Below are 18,733 nucleotides of genomic sequence, written 5' to 3'. Positions count from 1 at the left end.
AATTTTACCATAAATTACCAGTTTTTAGAAAGTAGATTATCACATTTTACAGTGGTTTTCTTAATTTTCATCTAAACTTGACGAAGATGGGGTCGTATTTTCATTTGTTGGATTCATTTCGCCTTGATTCTCACTTATTTGAGGCTCATCAACGCCCGTTTCTGAAGTAGAAGTTTGATCCGCACTTTGCGCACTTGCCTCTGTACTTTCTTCTGATCCATCTTCTTGCGCTTCTTCGCTATTATTTGAGTAAGGGTAAGAAAAAATCCCTACTTCCATGTCGATCACACCATTTTCTTCCATTTCGCTAGCTACTTGCGCATAAAAATTCATTTGCGTTGCTAAGTTAGTAATATTGACGATCACTTGGTTCCCATCGTTCATATTCAGCTGGATCAAATTTTGATTCGTATTACGAGGCGTATATTTGATTTCCGAAATGGCTTTTTGTAACTCTGGAGATAATTTATTATATTCTTTTGCTAAATCTTTGATTTTTGTTGAGTCAGTAAATCCTTCTAGGATCGGCAGATTTTTTGTTGGACTTTCAACTATTTCATCCAACACTGTTCCATCTTCGATCACAGGGCTATATTTTCCGTCCGTTAAAATCAAAGCAATCTCTTTATATTCAGTGACAGACAGATCAAATGTATTGACACTACTAAAACCGATCGTAGCAGATTTTATTCGAGGCTGCTCTTTTTTCAAATGATCGATGTAACTTTGGCGCTGCCAATACTGTCCCCAAATATGCTGATTCAATGCTAATTGCGTATCCTTCAATATTTCTTCTTTCGAAACAACTTCATTTCCGGAAACAGAAACGCCCTCTAATTTGCTCAACGGGGAAACATAATAAATCAAAAATAACAAAGGAATCAAAAGAATGGAAATGATTAAACTCAGCCTTTTGTATAAAACTTTGTTTCGATAATTTTTTAAATTAGGCAAGCGATCAATAAACGAACCATTATACGGTCCCCCGTCTTTCTTATGTTCGATTTCTTCATAGTCTAATAAATCATCTTCTTCAACAAGTAGTTCTTCTTTTTTAGGAGGTGTAGGTTCTTTTTGTTCTTCTTTATGCTCGCTTTTTTCACTTGTTCCTGTCTGATGATCTGTGTGTTCTTTATGTTCTTCTAAGTATTTTCGGTTGGCCATTTGCCAAGGCGTCAGCGAGTTTTCATCGTTTGACTTCTCAGGCGTTTTTTTTGTTTCTTTTTTCTTACTCATCTATGACCACCACCTTATTCTATGATTAACGATTTTGCTAGTTGATACAAACGCTCAGACGCATCCGGGATACCTAATGTTTTAGAGGCAGTTGACATATTTTGTTGTAGTGTTTCATCTGTCATGATCTCATTTATCGTGGCACCCAATGAATCACCATCCAACTCTCCATCCGCAATCATCTTAGCCGCCCCAACTCGAACGAGACTCATCGCGTTTTTTGTCTGATGATCGTTTGTCACATAAGGACTTGGGATAAGGATCGCAGGTAACCCGAGTGCGGTCAACTCAGCAATGGAGGTCGCCCCTGCTCGTCCGACCAATAGATCACTTGCCGCCATCACCGCTGCCATTTCATTGATGTAAGGTTGAATACTGATATTTGCTTTTGTTTCTCCTAACTTTTCCTTAATACTTTGATAATAACGTTCTCCTGATGCATAAAGGATCTGATAATCCGTCGCTTCAAATGTATCCAAATAAGAAGTAACAGCTTGATTGATTTTTAATGCCCCTTGGCTTCCTCCAAAAATCAAGACTGTTTTCTTCTTAGGATCGAGATCAAATTTTTTTAGAATATCTGTTTTCATCGTATCTGCAACTTCTTGTGCTCGCGGGTTACCGATCAAAACTGATTTGTCCTCTGGGAAAAAGGTTGCTGCATCTTTAAAAGAAAGCGCGATTCGATCCACATAACGACTCAAAAATTTATTTGTCATCCCCGGTACACTATTTTGTTCATGGATGATTGTCGGAATCCCTAACTTAGCAGAAGCATACACAACTGCCCCAGAAACATAACCACCGGTTCCGATCACGATATCTGGTTGAAATTCTTTTAGTATTTTTTTCGCTTGATGGATACTTTTTAAGAATAATTGGATCGTTTTGACATTAGCTAGTGAAAACTTTCGCTGAAATCCTTGGATCTCTAAGGTATGAAAAGGAATCCCGGTGGTTGGAACGATTTTGTTTTCCAAACCACGTTTTGCACCTACATACATAAACTCGGCGTTCGGCTCTTGTGTTTTCACATAATTGACGAAGGCTAGCGCGGGATAGATATGTCCACCGGTTCCTCCACCTGTTACCAAAATTTTCATAGTTTTTATCGCTCGTTTCTACTTTTCTATTTTTAATTTTCTAACGGCTTCCATAAAGCGATCACCACGGATCTCAAAATTAGGATATTGATCCCAACTTGCATTGGCTGGTGATAATAAAACCACATCTCCTGGTTCGCTATTTTCTAAAGCTACAGGAACCGCAGCTTCCACAGACTCTGCTGTGCAGACCGTTGGTATGCCCGCTTTTTCACCAGCATCCTTCAATTTCTCTTTAGTTTCACCAAAAGTGATCAATCCCTTCACTCCTTCAAGTGATGGAATGAGTTCATCAAAGCTATTGCCCCGATCAAGTCCACCGGCGATTAAAATTAATTTTTCTGGTTGAAATCCGCTTAATGCCATCTTGGTTGCTAAGATATTTGTGGCTTTCGAATCATTGTAAAATTTACGTCCTTGCACCTCACCAACATATTGTGTACGATGTGGTACGCCATGAAAATGACTCAATGTTTCTTTTATTTCTTCATTTGAGACATTATATTGTTTTGCAACAGTAATAGCTGCTAACGCATTTTCAACATTGTGCGCCCCTGGAACACCTATTTCTGAGATCTCCATGACTTTTTCTTTGTCGTAATAAATAACTCCCTCAAAAGAATAAGCACCTGTCGCTAAGACTTGATCTGTCGCAAAAGGTAACACTTTCGCTTTTGTTTTTTTACTTAGTTCCTGTAATTCTTTCTGATTCCAATTCAGTACAAGATAATCCTCTGACGTCATGTTTTTTTGCAAATGCCATTTAGCTTTGACATAGGCTGGACGAGAGCCATGATAGTCGATGTGTGCTTCATAGATATTCGTGATCACTGCAATATGGGGACGAAGATCAGTAATTCCCATCAATTGAAAACTTGAAAGTTCCATAACAATCTTGTCTTCCGGATTAGCTTCTTGTGCCACACTACTTGCAGGAAAGCCAATGTTACCAGCTAAACGAGTGATACCTGCTGATTTCCCCGCATTCAACAATAACCCAGTCATTGTTGTTGTCGTCGTTTTTCCGTTGGTGCCTGTTATGCCGATAATTGGGCATTCCGCTACTTCGTAAGCCAGTTCAACTTCCGTAATTACCGGAATACCCATTTCTTGAGCTTTTGCAACTAATGGATGTGTATAAGGAATACCTGGATTTTTGACCAGCATTAAAAATTTTTCATCTAATAATTCAATTGGGTGACTACCAGTCACTACTTTGATCCCTAAAGAAAGCAATTCTTGGGCTTCAGGATTTTCATCAAACGGTTTTCCGTCATTAACGGTGACAAGTGCGCCCAGTTCATGTAATAACTTGGCCGCACTAAATCCACTTTTTGCTAATCCTAATACAAGGACTTTTTTATTTTCATAAGTTGTTATTTTTTTCATTCTCGTCATCTCCTACCATACGATCCACAATGTGATCAATGAAGTAATTACACTTGTTATCCAAAAGACAGAATCTATCTTCCATTCAGACCAACCACTCATCTCGAAATGATGATGGATCGGTGACATTTTAAAGATTCTTTTACCAGTCAACTTGAAAGAAGATACTTGTAACATCACGCTAGCTGTTTCGATGACATACATCAGACCGATCAATAGTAATGTCCATTCCTGATTGAGCATGATCGAGATTGCTGCTAACAATCCTCCTAATGCTAAGGAACCGACATCCCCCATGAATATTTTGGCAGGCTTGCGATTATAGACGAAAAATCCTAGTAAACCACCTAAAACACTCAAGCAGATAATTAAGACATCATACTGCTGTTGGTGCCAAGCGATAACTGCGTAGGTCAGAAAAGAAATACTTCCTAATCCAGCTACTAAGCCATCAATACCATCTGTTAAGTTAACAGCATTGGAAAAGCCAACTAACCAGAAAATCGCGAATAATCCGTACAACCAACTTAATGGAAGAGCAATTCCAAAAAAATTCAGTGTTCCAGGGTATCCTTCACCACGATAAACGAGATAAAAGATGATTCCCCCAACAATTTGGCCAATCAATTTTTGCTTTGAGTTCAATCCCATATTTCTTTTCTTGAAGATTTTGATGAAATCATCCAAAAAACCAATTGCTCCATATAGGGCAAGTACAAAAAGTAGGATGAAAAGAGTAGGCGTTAACTGTTGTTGCCAAGCGCCTACCCAGATACCAGTCAAGAGCGCACTGACTAAAAACACCAATCCCCCCATCGTTGGAGTTCCGGCTTTTACATTATGCCATTTAGGTCCTTCCTCACGAATGGCTTGGCCTTGTTTTTTCATTTGAAAATAACCAATAAATAACGGCATTGTTGCAATCGTCATTGCACAACTACTCGCAATGGGAATTAATGTTTGTGTCAAATCCATGCTCTCTTCTCTCCTATTATTCTTTTAGATGGAAACTTAATGTTTCGTCAGATATTTTTTCATAAGGTGCGAGGCTTTGTTCTGTACAGTAACCATCACCGTGGAATGTCACTTCGACACCAAGTATTTTTCCTAATTTCATGATATCCGCCTTTGACCAACCTGTCACATCAGGCATCAATGCAGTACCACCACTATATAGAATCAATTTTTCTCCCGATATCAGCTCATCCCCATTTGCTGTGGATTGCGCTTCTACCTTATTTCCATCGCCAATGACTACTGGTTGCAAACCGCTCTTTTGTGCATCAGCAGCGGCAATATCAGGATTTAAATTACGATAGTCAGAAACAGTGATATTTTCCGTCTTTTTCTCTTCTGGCGTAGCTGTTTCAGCTTCTTTGAAATCCATTGCTCGTTTCAGTAAGGGGTTCGCAATTTTTGCTAAAGCCGTGCGGTCATATGTCTTAGGATGTTTCATTGTCAGATAAAGGACATATTCGGGATCCTCAGCTGGTACCATTTCGACGATCGAATACAGATACGCGGTATCACCTGTTAGATATCCTCCTGTATCAGAAGCAATCTGGGCTGTTCCTGTTTTAGCTGCAATATTGTATCCCGGAACATTATATACTCCGTAAGCACTACCGTAATTTTCATCTTCTATGACATCTCGCATATACTCACGAACTTTTTCTGTCGTTTCTTTCGAAAATGGCTGTCCTAACACTTCCGTTTCAGTAGAGACTTCTTCTCCAGTATTTGGATCAACGATCTTACTAATGTAACGTGGTTGGATCATAGTGCCGTTGTTGGCGATCGCACTGAAAGCTTTCATCATTTGGAAATTCGTGACACCAATCGCTTGACCATACGCACTCATCGCTTGGTCAACGATATTAGCAGTTGGTAAAGCACCCGCAACTTCATCATCTAAACCAGAGTGAGTACTTTGCCCAAATCCTAGTTTTTGCAAATAGTTAAACCACTTGCCACCTAAACGCTGTTCCAGCATTACCATACCCACGTTACTAGACCATGAAAGAGCTTGACGCATGGTCAGCATTCCTTTTTTACCAAAGTCATGGTCATTGATCGTGGCATCAGCTACTTTGATCTGTCCAGATAGGAAAGACTCATTTTCATCGAATTTACCTTCTTCGATTGCTGCTGCTGTCGTGAAGATTTTCATTGTTGAACCTGGTTCATAAGAATCTTGTACAAGGATGTTACGCCACACAGCATCTTCACCAGTCAACCCTTCCATCGTCTCAGGATTGAACGTCGGGCGTTGGCTCATCGCAGTGATCTCGCCAGTTTTAGCTTCCATCAATATCGCAGTCAATTCTTCAGGTTGATATTCTTCATTGACTTGATCCATCAATGTTTCTAAGTAACTCTGCAGACGACTATCAAGAGTCGTATACACATCTTTACCGTCTGTTGCCTTTTCTTCTTCTGCTACAGTACCTGGTAATGGATTTTGGAAATTATCCTTTTGATAATAGATCTTTCCGTTTTGTCCACTCAAAATATCATTATAAGCAGATTCGATCCCAAGTCGGCCAACCAGACCATTTTCTTCTTCATCCGGTACCGCATAGCCAATAAAATGGGAAGAAAATATCCCACTAGGATACATACGTGCAGGATGATTATCGAAATAAAGCCCATTAACATCAGCCGCTTTCATCTCTGCTTCGATGTTTTGTTTCGTCTCTTGGGTGATATTACGTCCATAATTCCCAAATTCTACTTGGTAGAGATTTTGCTCGGCTCCATCGCGTAGCACCTTCAAGGCTTTACTTTTTTCCATTGAAAGGTTTTTGCTGATAATATCCGCAAGTGTATCGAAATCTTTTTCTTGTGCATATAATTTTTTGTTTCCAGTCGTGTATGTTTCGGAAAGAATTGCTTTGATCGAGTAAGACGTGGCATCTTCTGCTAGTGCCACCCCATTACGGTCAAAGATCGTGCCTCGTTTTGCCTTGACCTCTTCACTACCTTGATAAAGCTGGTTCGTTTTTTCTTCTAATGATGTACCAGCCACATGTCCACCGATCACGATGTATGCAAAACGAACGGCAAATAAAAAGAACAATCCAATACTCGTAGCAAATAAAATGATACCTACTTTTTTGCGATTGTTCATCGGATTTAGATTTTTCTTTTCCATAAACCGCCGGAATTTATTTTTAAGACTCATTTACTTCACTTTCCTTAAATTGTCGTCATTGATTGACAACCCTTTTTCTTCTGCGATTTTTTTAACACGCTCGGTACGAGAAAGTTCACTTTTCTCTTGCTCCAAACTGATTTTTTCTTGATTTTTTTCATTATATTCAACCTGTAGCGCCCCGATTTGCTTTTCCATACCACTAATATTAGTTCGTAACATCACTGTTAATACGCAAAGTGCGATGACAGAAAAAGCAATACACACTACGGCAAGCTTTTCGAAAATAGAGATTTGCTTCAAACGTTTTGCTGGAGATTGAGGAAGAACGATTTCTTTCTCTGAGGGTGAATCTGGCAGAGGTTGCTCTGGTAGTTCAATTTCTTGTAAATCATATGGATATTGTTGGACTTTCTTTAGTTCTGCCATTCTTCTACTCCTCTTTCTCTCGTATTTTTTCAGCGATACGCAATTTTGCACTACGAGAACGATTGTTTTCTGCCACTTCTTCTTCAGATGGTAACATCGGTTTTCTCGTTATCACTTTTAATTCAGGTTGGAACTCATCAGGCACGACCGGCAACCCTGGTGGTAAATCTTTGATCGTACTATATTCTTTGAACATGTTTTTGACGATCCGATCTTCTAATGAGTGGAAAGTGATCACACTGAGCCGGCCACCGACCTTCAATAAGCGGATTGCTTGCTCTAAGGAGGCTTGCTCCGCACCTAGCTCATCATTGACTGCAATTCGCACAGCTTGAAAAATGCGTTTTGCAGGATGACCGCCTTTTCGTCTTGCTGGGGCAGGAATCACCTGTTTGATGATTTCTACTAATTCCCCGGTTGTTTCAATCGGATGATCTTTTCTCACCCGTTCAATTTCTCTGGCAATTTGTTTTGAAAATTTTTCTTCTCCATAACGAAAGAAGATCTTTACTAATTCGTTATAAGGATATTCGTTGATCACATGATATGCTGACAAAGGTGCCGATTGATCCATTCGCATATCCAAAGGCGCATCTTGATGATAACTGAATCCACGTTCTGCTTCATCTAACTGTGGCGAAGATACGCCTAAGTCGTAAAGTATCCCATCGACCTTAGGTACGTATTCAGTCAAGCGCTCTTCAAGCTCACGGAAATTTGCTTTGATAAAAGTGACCATACCTTTTTCGACATACTCAGCCAAACGGATTTTTGCGTGATCGATTGCGATCTGATCTTGATCAAATGCATAAAGATGACCCTCTGTATTCAATTGGCTTAATAAGTATTCGCTATGTCCGGCCCCGCCGAGTGTACAGTCCACATAAATTCCGTTCGGTTTGATTGCAAGTCCATCTACCGTTTCTTTTAACATGACTGTATAGTGTTGAAATGTTTCAGTCATTGGTCAGCCTCTTCCTATTTCTTATAATCCGAAATCAATCATATTTTCAGCGATTTCATTAAAGTTTTCTTCCGCAGCTTCTGAAAATTCTTGCCATTTGGCTTCATCCCAAATTTCGATCCGGTTTGACACTCCAACAATGACACACTCTTTCGTTATAGTTGCGTAGTTTCTTAATGTATTAGGGATATTGATACGTCCTTGCTTGTCCAACTCACATTCTGTAGCTGCTGAGTAGAAAAAACGGACAAAGGTTCTAGCGTCTTTCTTTGCTAGAGGCATATCATTGAGTTTCGACTCTAATTCGTTCCATTCGCTCATCGGATAGCCAAAAAGACAACCATCTAATCCACGAGTCAACACGAATTGTTCGCCTAATTCTTCACGCAGTTTTGAAGGCACGATCAAGCGACCTTTTGCATCAATATTATGCCGAAATTCGCCCATTAACATCGAAACTACCCCCAATCCTCCACTAACTAAAATCAGTCTACCACAATCCCCCACTTTCTACCACCTTTTATGGGAAATCTGAGAATAACTTTTTGATTAGTAAAAAAAATTTTAACAATCAAGCTGATAAAAGATTTTTTAAAGTCTTTTAACAGCCTGATTGCGCCATACTAGAGAAACGAAAGAATGTTTAGGACGATCAAAACGATATACATGACTAAGGTTACCAAAAAAGTAAGACGCCAAGTCATTTTGAAATAACGTGAATACACAAGTTCGTCATAATAATAAGCTTGGAATAACGCGATACAGATTGCCATTAAAAGGATAGTGATCAATAAAAAGGGCAAAAATGAAGACGTATCGGTATTACGAGACAATGCATGGATGCCTCCCCACAAAAAAGGAACGGCTAAATCAGGTGCTTTGACTTTGAAACGCCGAGTCAATGCAAATATTTTTACTAGAAATTGACAACCAAAAATCACGATTGCCGGAAAGATGTACCAAAACAATACAAGTGGTGAAAAACTACCCATTCGACAAATCTCCTTTTTTATCGTTGCGTTCAGTATACGTAATTTAGTTTACACAACGATTTCATTTAGTTTAAATTTATACTGTTTTATTATGTTGTTGCAGCCGTTGTTTGACAAATCAAGATTGATGATCAGTGGGTAGTCTCTTTCAATGTGTTCTTTTCAAGAATTGGTTATAATAGAAGAAAGAAGTATTGAGGAGGTTCCCAATGATAAAGTATTTTACACTTGAAGACCAGAAATTGGTTGATTCAATGGAAGAAACGGCTGAAACCATTTGGTATTGTGTCGAGCGACCCACAGAAGAAGAAATCAATCAATTGATCAAACAGTTCCAAATACCTAAAGATTACCTCACGTCTGTCTTAGACGATGCAGAAAACTCCAGGGTAGAAGAATTTAATCAAGAAAAGCTGACAAAACCAGCATTGGTATTATTACAATACCCTTTTCCAAAAACAAGTCCTAGCGGATATTTCCAAGTAGATACTTATCCGTTTTCGATTATTCTCACGCCCAAAAAGAAGCTTATCACAATTACGAATCACGAACCACTTTTTTTGAAAAAAGTCTTTCATCAAACGTTTCAAAGAAACGATCTTTCGACCACTCTAAATATTTTTATGCAGTTACTTTGGCAGATCACTCAGTCCTATAACACTTATCTTTCTACCTTACTTGCCCAATGTGATCTGTTGGAGACACAACTAAAAGTCTCAACTGAAAATAAGCAATTGTATCAAATCATGGATATCCAAAAAAGCTTGGTTTATTTCAAAGAAGCGACTGCCTCGAATCTTGAAGCGTTACAACAACTAGCCGAGAACCAATCGGTAAAAAATAATCACGCGATGATGAATCACCTCAGAGACGTGATTATCGAAACAGAACAAGCAAAGACCACCGCTCGTATCCGCTTAAAGCTTGTCGAACAGATGAACCAAACATTCTCTGCCATCATTTCAAACAACTTAAATAATATTATGAAAATTTTAACTTCTTTAACGATTATCTTAACGATTCCAACAATCATTGGAAGTATTTACGGTATGAATATTAAACTACCAATTGCCGAAAGGGATGATGCTTTTCTTTGGTTGATACTATTGACCGTGATCATTTCACTTCTGACCACTTATTATTTGAAAAAAGGTAAGTTTTTATAGAGATGCCCTCTTGTAGAATCAATGAAAAGCATGTAAAATCAACTTAACAATAATAAATCGAGGTAATCACGATGCGAGAAAAAAAACAAACAAGCACTTTTGCGAAAGTCACAAAATTAGTGATTTGGACAATGTTGATTTTGACAATCGGTTCAGTCGTTCTAACTGCTGTAATCAGTGTCATGTAAAAATAATGGAGGTTGCGCCAAATTTGGCGTAACCTCCATTTCCTGTTATTAATTATTATCATCAAGAGCCTGTCACATTGGTTACTACATACTTAAACTAACCTCTTTTTTGTTTGTTCTTGGTTGCTGTCTTACTTGATTCGATATATTTTTATGTTGGCTTTTACTCTCGCATCACTTGTTAGCATCGAAAAACTTTTCTTGTTTTCAATTCGAACTCCAGCCCCCGACCGTGTTGAATGACCCACTTGTTCGAATCTTACTTGATTACTTCCTTCTTTTTGCTTTTTCTGATATTGAGCCCCACTATTCTCTAAGGTTGACACTTTTTTACCTGTTGCTGTTTGAGTAGATTGTTGGTTCATCAAAGTATTGGGCAATGGATTCGAATGTCGATTATTTAAAGCCAAATTCTGCCGAGAATTTTTCTGTGTTCCTTTCATAGCTTCTTTAAATTTATTAAAGTTTTTTTCTAATCTCGGATCGAAATTATTCGGATCGATCCCCACTTCTTTATTAGTCGTCATTCTTTCCACACTGTTTGCCAGATGTGAATTTTCGCGATCTGCGGACATTTCTCTTTGATTCTTCACTCTATCTGGCTCATCCCATTCCTTTATCATCCGTCTTCTTCTTTTTAAGTACTCCTGTTCCAATTCTTTCTTACTTGGAACCGGGGTATCAGTAGCCTGAGGATGAAGAATTACCTCAGTATTTTTAAAATTGCTCATTCCAGGCTGAGAAATCAAATTGGCGTTGATTGGATTGGCTTGAAATCTTCGCTTCTTGCGTAAGCCCTGAATTTTGCTCATCCCTGAGGTTTTTGTAACTTGCTATATCCTTCGATAAGCTTTTGGATAAATCATGATTCGTAAACTCATTGATTAGTATTTTCGTTGCATCCAAAATTTGAGTTGCAAAATTTTCTTGTCCCAAACTATGGTCAGAGGAAGTAGGTTGATCAAACGATTGGGGTGATATATTGTCTTTATTTGCTTTCCCTAGGTTAATAGTAAATAATTGGAGATCAGGCAATGCAAAAGACATCAAATTTGAAACATAGGACAACATGGATTGATCCTTTGCTCCTTGCCCACCACCTCTATCAGTAGGTATTTCATATTGCCTGAAAAAATCAGTAAAGACTTTAGTTACTTTATCCCAAAATGCCTCGTTTATCTTGGGAGGGTGATCCAATCGTTCAAGTGCTGTGCTAGGCGTGTACATTTCCTCAAACGTTTTTTTAACTGGTTCAATCGCTGTTTGAGGCTTCTGGGCTTCCCCAAATGGTAGATTTACTTGTCCAACCGCTGTCGGGGGCTTCTGGATTTCCTCAACAAAACCTTTCAAAGTATTTTTAATTTGTTCTGCAACATTTTCTGCTGTAAGATTTCTAAATTGGCTTCGCTGATTTAGTGTTCTTCGTGGTCTCTGATGAACATTTTTATTAATATCCTTTTTATTTGAAACCATTAAATTGTTAAGTTCAACGTCCCAGTGATTAAGTGTATTTTTTAAATCAATTGTCATGTTGTGAGGGGAAACGTTATTGCTCTGTGTATGACTAGCTGTGATGTTGGAGGTACGTAGATAATCCATTGATTGTTCGGAAGTTCTTTTCATTTCGTTGTTTTTTTCTTTTGGTACATTCAATCGATTAGGGCCATGCGCAACCACTGGTGTTAACATATTTAACACACTGGTTGCGTATACCGCTCCCGTGAAAGCAGAAAATTTCCCTCTATTCAGATGAAATCTTCTTTGATTACTCAGAGCCCTTAACTCACGCTCTAACCCATGCGGATCTTGCTTGTCTATAACACTGTTGTCGAATCGTCCTATTCTCTCGTTATGATTTTCTCCTGGCATTCCTTTCACTCCTTCTATTTATTTAATTGGCATTCATTATTTACCGTAGTCAACATTCTGTTTTCCCATTAGCCTTGATAACGTTTGTGGTAGAAAAGTACTACTATCCTAATTTTTTAGTCATCTTTTTATTGTCTTCAATTAACTATATGCTCAAACTTGGTTCTTTTCGATTTGCTCTTGAACGCTATTTTTCTTGATTAATTATATTTTGACTTTTTACTTTAGCATTCCCTACAAGCACAGATAACCTTGGCTTATTTCCGTTTTGTTTTTCAATAAACGTTTGTAGGTTTTTATCAATGTCGTTTTTTGCTTTGGCTGACGAAAATTTATCGATGCTTAGCCCATCTGAAAACTTCTTAAAGATTCCTAGATTCTCTATATTCGTTAGCCGATCGAGTGATTCTGCTCTCTGATCCCCCTTGGATGATCTGGCTTCAAATTTAGGCATTCCATAAACAAAAGAAGTCTCATCTTTTTTTATGCTGCTCGTGCCGTGTACCAACTGATCATATAGTTCCCTTGACTCTTTCTTATTTGGTTCTAAACTTTCCTGTGACAAATGAGACTTTTCTTTTTGCCAGGAATCGATCCCATTGCTTGCTATATGATGTTCTTCTCTCAATCTAAACTCTGGAATTGGAATGTCTTTTGTCTGGGATGAAGGAGCTTGCTGTAAATCTTTCAAAAAATCCTTCAATTCTGCGGGGAAATTCTGTCCATCCGATGATTCTATCATTTTTAAAATATATTCACCTGTCCGTGTATCTTTTAAATCAATAGTTTTTTGATTCGCCAAGCTGTTATACAGATCCTGTGATTTATTTTGAGACAGTTGCGTAGGAATCGCCTGTTAATATATTTCAGCCTTAGAACGATAAGGATATGCTTGCTCTCCGAACTTGATTAGACTTTCTCCTATACCGTGTGTTAAGCTTTCTTCGTTTTCACCTCTTACATTTCTTGCTTCAAATACAGGATTATCTTTTGTTTGGGATGAAGTGGCTTGCTGTAAACCTTCTACAAATTCCTTTGTCATTCTCTGTTTTTCCATATAGATTGTCCGATTACGTGAGTCTGTTCCCTGATTTCGCTTGGATGGTCTTGCTTCAAACTTAGATATGTCATCATTTTGAATACTCTTCAAACTTTGTATTACCTTATCCTGTAGTTCAATCGTCGATTTCTGAGTTGTATCTACACCTTCCTGTGACAAGTGATACTTTCCTTTTTGCCATGACGCTATTCCAGTGCTTGTTGACTCATTTTCTTCTCGCAATCTAAAATCTGAATTTGGACTATCTTTTGTTTGGGATGAAGAGGCTTGCTGAGAACCTTGTACAAATTTCTTTGTCATTCCCTGATTTTCCATATTGGTTGTTCGATTACGAGAGTCTGTTTCCTGATTTCGCTTGGATGTTCTTGCTTCAAACTTAGGGATTTTATAAACAAAAGAAGTCTCATCTTTTTGAATAGTATTCGGACTTTTTACTTCCTGATCATGTAGTTCACTTGTATCTTTCTTAATTGAATCTACACCTTCCTGTGACAAGTGAAACTTTTCTTCTTGCCAGGAAGTATTCCCATTATTCGTTAGCTCATTGTCTTTTGTTTGGGATGTTTGCTCTTGGTTGGATGATCTTACTTCAGACTTAAACATTTCATCATTTTGAATACTATTCAGAATTTTTACTCTCTGATCATGTAACTCACTTGTGACTTTCTTAATTAAATAGGAGGATTTTTTGGAGAGCGCTCGGTGATGTCTTGGATTGATCTGTCTACTTTCATTTAGGGATTGTTGCATTACATCACTTGTATTGCGAGATGTATTGCCCTTATGTTCACTAGATTCTTTACGTTTAAATTTCAATTTCTTTTTAGAAACATACTCACTATTAAATTGTTTAGGAAGCGTACCTGTCATATTAGCTAGCTCATTTGGCGCTGTAACTCTTTGATCTATACTGACTTGGGGAATGATCTGTAATACATTACGATAGCTTTGAGTTGCATTTGCTCTAGTATTTAAATCAAACGAAGGATTTTCTTGATTTCTTTCTCCAAATGAGGTGCTTGCATTTCCTACAATTCGATCATTCCTTTGATTTATCGGCTGTAGTGTTATATTTTGAAGAATACCTGTCGAATAATAAAGATAAGAAATAATTGGGTTTGCTCTCACATTTAGGGATTCATTTCCTGTCCGAACAGCTAATCTACTCAAATCTTCTTGAGTATTTGTCTTATTAGCGTCATGCATTCGATTAATGAACTTTCCACCTGTTTCTCTGAAATCAATTATTGGCATATCTTACACTCCTCGCATTTTTATGTATTTGTTTTGTTCCAATCCTTTTTCTTAGGAAACTTCTAAAAGTGGATGTTCCTAAATCACCCATTTACAAAAAAATTTTAGATGAATTGTCCCTTCCTCCCTTTCTTGTAGGTATTCTCTATGAGTAAAAATACGACGTAACCACCATTTGGACAAAAACAACGAACAATAATCATTGAGTTTGCTATTTCTATAACAAATAAATCACCAGCGGAAACGAATCATTTACATAGACGATATGACGATACTTTTAATACAATACTTTAAGCGAATCAATGATAGCTTTTATTGATCTAAGAATATTCGTGTTATTCATTTACTAATCTATTACATTCTTACAAACCTATCTTTTATCCGTAGTAGTTACAGAGATAATATTTCTTGTTTATTTACAGAAATACTTTAGACTATTTATGACATCCTTTTCCTACTAACCTCAAGTATCTGTTCTTAGCGTTCAAAAAAGAATTATTTTCAATAATCATACGTTTAAACTAATTTATGTGTAGTGCTTTTTTTCAAACATAATCAAAATCTGGGAAAACATTACTACTGATTTTATCTTTTTGTCATTAAAAAAAATTTTTATGATTAAAAAATGATAGGACTTTGTAAGCGAATTAACTATTGATTGACTATCGACAGCTTTTGGATTTACAAATTTCATTCTCAAAATCAAAAAAAAAATATAATAAAATACAATATAAAAATAACTAATTACTTTTTCTGTCGGGAAAGATTTCAACTGTTTTTTTACCTCTATTCCCTAAAAAGCAAAATAAAATCACCCTAGCCAATGTAGGCAAAGGGTGATTTTTATTTTTTATTTATTTTTTCGCCAAACGTAACAACTCTTTGGCGTGTTCGATCGTTAAAGGCGTGATTTCACTTCCCGCTAACATTCGTGCGATTTCATTTTCTCTTTCAGCTGCAGCTAATTCGGCGACGGATGTTTGTGTTCTTCCGCCGACGACTTCTTTTACAATGTAATATTGATAATCCGCTACCGCCGCCACTTGAGGAAGATGCGTGATACAAAGTACTTGGGAATATTTGGATATTTTCAATATTTTATCCGCAATGGCTTGTGCCACTCTGCCACTAACACCAGTATCAACTTCGTCAAAAATGATACTAGTCACACCTTGTTCCGAAGAAAAAATGGTTTTCAGAGCAAGTAATACTCGTGACAATTCCCCACCTGATGCTACCTTGACTAGTGGCTTCAATGGTTCTCCAGGATTTGTCGTGATATAAAATTCGACAATATCAAAACCTTGCTCATCTAAGCGTCCATTTGCTTGCGTTGAAAAACGAACTTCAAATTCGGTGTTTTCCATATAAAGACTCTTTAATTCACGCAGAATCGACTGTTCTAAGTCACTGGCGATCGCTTTTCTTGCTTGATGGAGTTCTTCTGCACATTGAAACGCCCACTCTTCTTTTTGAGTCAGTTCATTCTTCATTTTATCAAGTTGACCTTCTGTAAAATCAGATGAATCCAATTCTTCTGTGATTTCTTCATAGTAGGCTAAGATAGCTTCAACTGAATCGCCATATTTACGCTTCAATTGGCGAATCGTTTCCATGCGTTGCGTCACTTCTTCCAAACGATTCTCATCCAGTTCAAGCAGATCGATTTGCCTGCTCATGTCCCCTACTGCATCTTGCAATAAATAATAGGCACTCTGGATATTATCAAAAATTGCTTCATACTCTGAATCAAGGTGGGCAATACTTTGGATCTCGGAAACAGCCATTCCCACCCCATCAAGACTACTTTGTTCACCTTCACTGAGCGCCCCATAAGCAGTAGCTAAACCATCGACGATTTTTTGATAATTACTTAATTTATCGCGCTCTTCTCGAAGTTTTTCTTCTTCACCAACTTCTAATTGGGCGGCTGCGATTTCTTCTTGTTGGAAATTCAACATATCGATACGTTGGACATAGTTTTTTTCGTTTTGTTGGATCTTACGTACTTTTCTTTCAAGTTCACGATACGCTTGATAGGCTTCTTGGTACGCTCTTTTTTTCTGTTGGAATGTCGAGTCTCCAAAACGATCAAGTAACACAAGATGTGATTCAGGTTGTAATAGTTCCTGATGTTCATTTTGACCTTGGATATCCACTAAATAACTACCTACGCGTCGCAAATTCGCTAATGTCACGATATGTCCATTCACTCGACAAACATTCTTACCTGCTAAAGACATATCTCGACGGACGATCAGATTTGAACCATCGGACTCAATCCCTAACTCTTCCATCAAAGCTTCAAAACCTTCTTGTTTAGGCCATTCAAACAACCCTTCCAGAATACATTTATCGGCACCTTGACGAATATAATCACTTGATCCGCGACCACCTGCTAATAAGCCCAAAGCATCAATAATAATTGACTTACCGGCTCCGGTTTCTCCTGTTAATGCTGTCATTCCTTCATGAAACGACAAACGCAATTCAGGAATAATCGCAAAATTGGTGATACTGATTTCTTGTAGCATTGCAATCACTCCTTAGATTAAAGGTAATGCAGAAAATCTTTCTTTAATTGAACAGCATCTTCTTCCAATCGTGTGATCATCAACACATTGTCATCATCGTTGATAATCGAGAATAATTCTTTTTTGTAACGTTTATCGATTAAATTTGCAGCTGCAGAAGCATTGCCCGGCAAAGTCTTTAAAATAACAAATTTTTCCATCTGGTCAACTGCTACAAATGCGTCCTTCAATAGTTTTTCTAGCTTTGTGCTCACATCTTCACTTGTTTCAGCAGGCAGACTATAGCGATAGCCACCATCAACTGCGGGAACTTTGATCAATTTAAGCTCTTTGATATCTCTTGAGATCGTTGCTTGTGTAACAGAAATCCCTTTATTTTTTAATATTTCAACAAATTCTTCTTGTTTACGTATATCTTGTTCATTTAGTAATCGAGTAATCAAACGATGTCGATCTTTTTTTCTCATGCTCAATCCGCTCCTTCACCAATCCTTCTTCTTTCAATGATAGCTTATTTTAAGCGCTTAATAAAGAAGAACTCATAGTCTTTTTTGTCAATTTCCAGACTACCGCTTATGCGTGAATTGTTCATGAGCCATTTCAACGATGTGAGCTGGATCAACGTTCGCATAGATTGTTCCTTTATCTGATACTTTTTTTAAGTGCGCTAAAAATTCAATATTTCCTTCTCCACCTGTAATAGGAGAGTAACTTAGATCTAATACATCAAACCCTTGCTCTGTGGCAAACGTCAAAATTTGTTCGATGACTTGTTGATGGGTTGTTGCTTCTCGAACAATGCCATTTTTACCGACCGCTTCTCTACCTGCTTCAAATTGTGGTTTGATCAATGCAATTACTTCACCCTCTGGCTTCAAAATTGCATGTAATGGCGGTAGCATCAGCTTCAAAGAGATGAATGATACATCAATGACAGCGACTTCTGGTACACCTTGATCAAAGTCTTCAGGTTTTGCATAACGAAAGTTAACACGTTCCATCACGACCACTTTTGGATCTTGTCTGATTTTCCATGCTAACTGATTGTAGCCTACATCTAAGGCATAGCTCATTTTTGCTCCATTTTGTAAGGCAGCATCGGTAAACCCTCCCGTGGATGCCCCAATATCAAGCAATACTTTATCTTTGACTGTTAGATCAAATTGTTTTAATGCTTTTTCTAGTTTCAACCCACCACGAGAAACATACGGCAATTTTTTCCCTTTGACTTTTAATTCACTACTAACGGGGATTTTTTCTCCTGGTTTATCAAAACGTTCATTTTTTTCATTATAGATCAACCCTGCCATCACGGAACGTTTTGCTTGTTCCCTTGTTTCAAATAGCCCTTGTTTGACGGCTAATACATCTACTCGTTCTTTTTCCATCCTCTTC

Annotated in this window: 18 protein-coding genes; 2 read left to right on the top strand and 16 right to left on the bottom strand. The window is 37.8% G+C overall.

The features are described 5' to 3' along the window. Positions 1-60: 60 nt before the first annotated feature. The 9 genes from ACH0AK_RS08630 to ACH0AK_RS08590 all read right to left on the bottom strand — a co-directional run bounded on the left by ACH0AK_RS08630 (position 61) and on the right by ACH0AK_RS08590 (position 9,267). Positions 61-1,236 carry a cell division protein FtsQ/DivIB gene (locus tag ACH0AK_RS08630; protein WP_169058283.1) on the bottom strand — a complete coding sequence of 392 codons (1,176 nt, stop codon included), beginning with the start codon at positions 1,234-1,236 and terminating at the stop codon, positions 61-63. A 14-nt stretch (positions 1,237-1,250) separates the two neighbouring features. Next, positions 1,251-2,339 (bottom strand): undecaprenyldiphospho-muramoylpentapeptide beta-N-acetylglucosaminyltransferase, encoded by a 1,089-nt coding sequence (gene murG, locus ACH0AK_RS08625; RefSeq protein ID WP_062805503.1) that lies wholly within the window; start codon positions 2,337-2,339, stop codon positions 1,251-1,253. A gap of 18 nt (positions 2,340-2,357) precedes the next feature. After that, positions 2,358-3,728: a UDP-N-acetylmuramoyl-L-alanine--D-glutamate ligase gene (murD, locus tag ACH0AK_RS08620; protein WP_023519352.1), complete on the bottom strand. Its 1,371-nt coding sequence runs from the start codon at positions 3,726-3,728 to the stop codon at positions 2,358-2,360. A 12-nt stretch (positions 3,729-3,740) separates the two neighbouring features. Beyond that, positions 3,741-4,703 carry a phospho-N-acetylmuramoyl-pentapeptide-transferase gene (gene mraY / locus ACH0AK_RS08615; RefSeq protein WP_499796852.1) on the bottom strand — a complete coding sequence of 321 codons (963 nt, stop codon included), beginning with the start codon at positions 4,701-4,703 and terminating at the stop codon, positions 3,741-3,743. A gap of 16 nt (positions 4,704-4,719) precedes the next feature. Beyond that, a complete protein-coding gene (locus tag ACH0AK_RS08610; protein ID WP_062805506.1) occupies positions 4,720-6,912 on the bottom strand; it encodes a penicillin-binding transpeptidase domain-containing protein in 2,193 nt (730 codons plus the stop codon). After that, positions 6,913-7,311, bottom strand: a complete 399-nt coding sequence (ftsL, locus tag ACH0AK_RS08605) for a cell division protein FtsL (protein WP_010735984.1) — start codon at positions 7,309-7,311, stop codon at positions 6,913-6,915. Between the two features lie 4 nt (positions 7,312-7,315). Beyond that, positions 7,316-8,275, bottom strand: a complete 960-nt coding sequence (gene rsmH, locus ACH0AK_RS08600; RefSeq protein ID WP_010735985.1) for a 16S rRNA (cytosine(1402)-N(4))-methyltransferase RsmH — start codon at positions 8,273-8,275, stop codon at positions 7,316-7,318. Between the two features lie 21 nt (positions 8,276-8,296). Then, entirely contained in the window at positions 8,297-8,728 is a 432-nt protein-coding gene (gene mraZ, locus ACH0AK_RS08595) for a division/cell wall cluster transcriptional repressor MraZ (RefSeq protein WP_034691698.1), read from the bottom strand. A gap of 170 nt (positions 8,729-8,898) precedes the next feature. Continuing rightward, positions 8,899-9,267, bottom strand: a complete 369-nt coding sequence (locus ACH0AK_RS08590) for a DUF3397 domain-containing protein (protein WP_010735987.1) — start codon at positions 9,265-9,267, stop codon at positions 8,899-8,901. Between the two features lie 209 nt (positions 9,268-9,476). Here ACH0AK_RS08590 and ACH0AK_RS08585 point away from each other — a divergent pair, with 209 nt between their 5' ends. Continuing rightward, positions 9,477-10,433, top strand: a complete 957-nt coding sequence (locus ACH0AK_RS08585; protein ID WP_010735988.1) for a magnesium transporter CorA family protein — start codon at positions 9,477-9,479, stop codon at positions 10,431-10,433. A 71-nt stretch (positions 10,434-10,504) separates the two neighbouring features. Then, a complete protein-coding gene (locus tag ACH0AK_RS08580; protein WP_010735989.1) occupies positions 10,505-10,621 on the top strand; it encodes a DUF4044 domain-containing protein in 117 nt (38 codons plus the stop codon). 131 nt (positions 10,622-10,752) lie between these two features. Here the strand turns inward: ACH0AK_RS08580 and ACH0AK_RS08575 are convergent, their stop codons facing one another. The 7 genes from ACH0AK_RS08575 to ACH0AK_RS08545 all read right to left on the bottom strand — a co-directional run bounded on the left by ACH0AK_RS08575 (position 10,753) and on the right by ACH0AK_RS08545 (position 18,726). Further along, positions 10,753-11,352, bottom strand: coding sequence for a hypothetical protein (locus ACH0AK_RS08575; protein WP_137072067.1), 600 nt, complete (start codon positions 11,350-11,352; stop codon positions 10,753-10,755). Then, a complete protein-coding gene (locus ACH0AK_RS08570; protein WP_409173771.1) occupies positions 11,339-12,490 on the bottom strand; it encodes a hypothetical protein in 1,152 nt (383 codons plus the stop codon). The genes ACH0AK_RS08575 and ACH0AK_RS08570 overlap by 14 nt, the downstream gene beginning before the upstream one ends. Before the next feature lie 187 nt (positions 12,491-12,677). Next, positions 12,678-13,292, bottom strand: a complete 615-nt coding sequence (locus ACH0AK_RS08565; protein ID WP_010735992.1) for a hypothetical protein — start codon at positions 13,290-13,292, stop codon at positions 12,678-12,680. Between the two features lie 54 nt (positions 13,293-13,346). Next, positions 13,347-14,804 carry a hypothetical protein gene (locus ACH0AK_RS08560; RefSeq protein ID WP_023519348.1) on the bottom strand — a complete coding sequence of 486 codons (1,458 nt, stop codon included), beginning with the start codon at positions 14,802-14,804 and terminating at the stop codon, positions 13,347-13,349. Positions 14,805-15,658: 854 nt separating this feature from the next. Next, the gene (gene recN, locus ACH0AK_RS08555) at positions 15,659-17,338 is read right to left on the bottom strand and encodes a DNA repair protein RecN (RefSeq protein ID WP_010735994.1); all 1,680 of its coding nucleotides are present in this window, start codon (positions 17,336-17,338) and stop codon (positions 15,659-15,661) included. Positions 17,339-17,355: 17 nt separating this feature from the next. Beyond that, positions 17,356-17,805: an arginine repressor gene (locus tag ACH0AK_RS08550; RefSeq protein ID WP_010735995.1), complete on the bottom strand. Its 450-nt coding sequence runs from the start codon at positions 17,803-17,805 to the stop codon at positions 17,356-17,358. A gap of 99 nt (positions 17,806-17,904) precedes the next feature. Then, on the bottom strand, positions 17,905-18,726 hold the full coding sequence (locus tag ACH0AK_RS08545; protein ID WP_010735996.1) for a TlyA family RNA methyltransferase: 822 nt from the start codon (positions 18,724-18,726) through the stop codon (positions 17,905-17,907). Positions 18,727-18,733: the final 7 nt, after the last annotated feature.

It is taken from the genome of Enterococcus pernyi, assembly GCF_045371165.1.
Lineage (GTDB): Bacteria > Bacillota > Bacilli > Lactobacillales > Enterococcaceae > Enterococcus_B > Enterococcus_B pernyi.
Note: the sequence above shows the minus strand (reverse complement) of the source record. Positions and strands in the feature narration are given on the sequence as shown.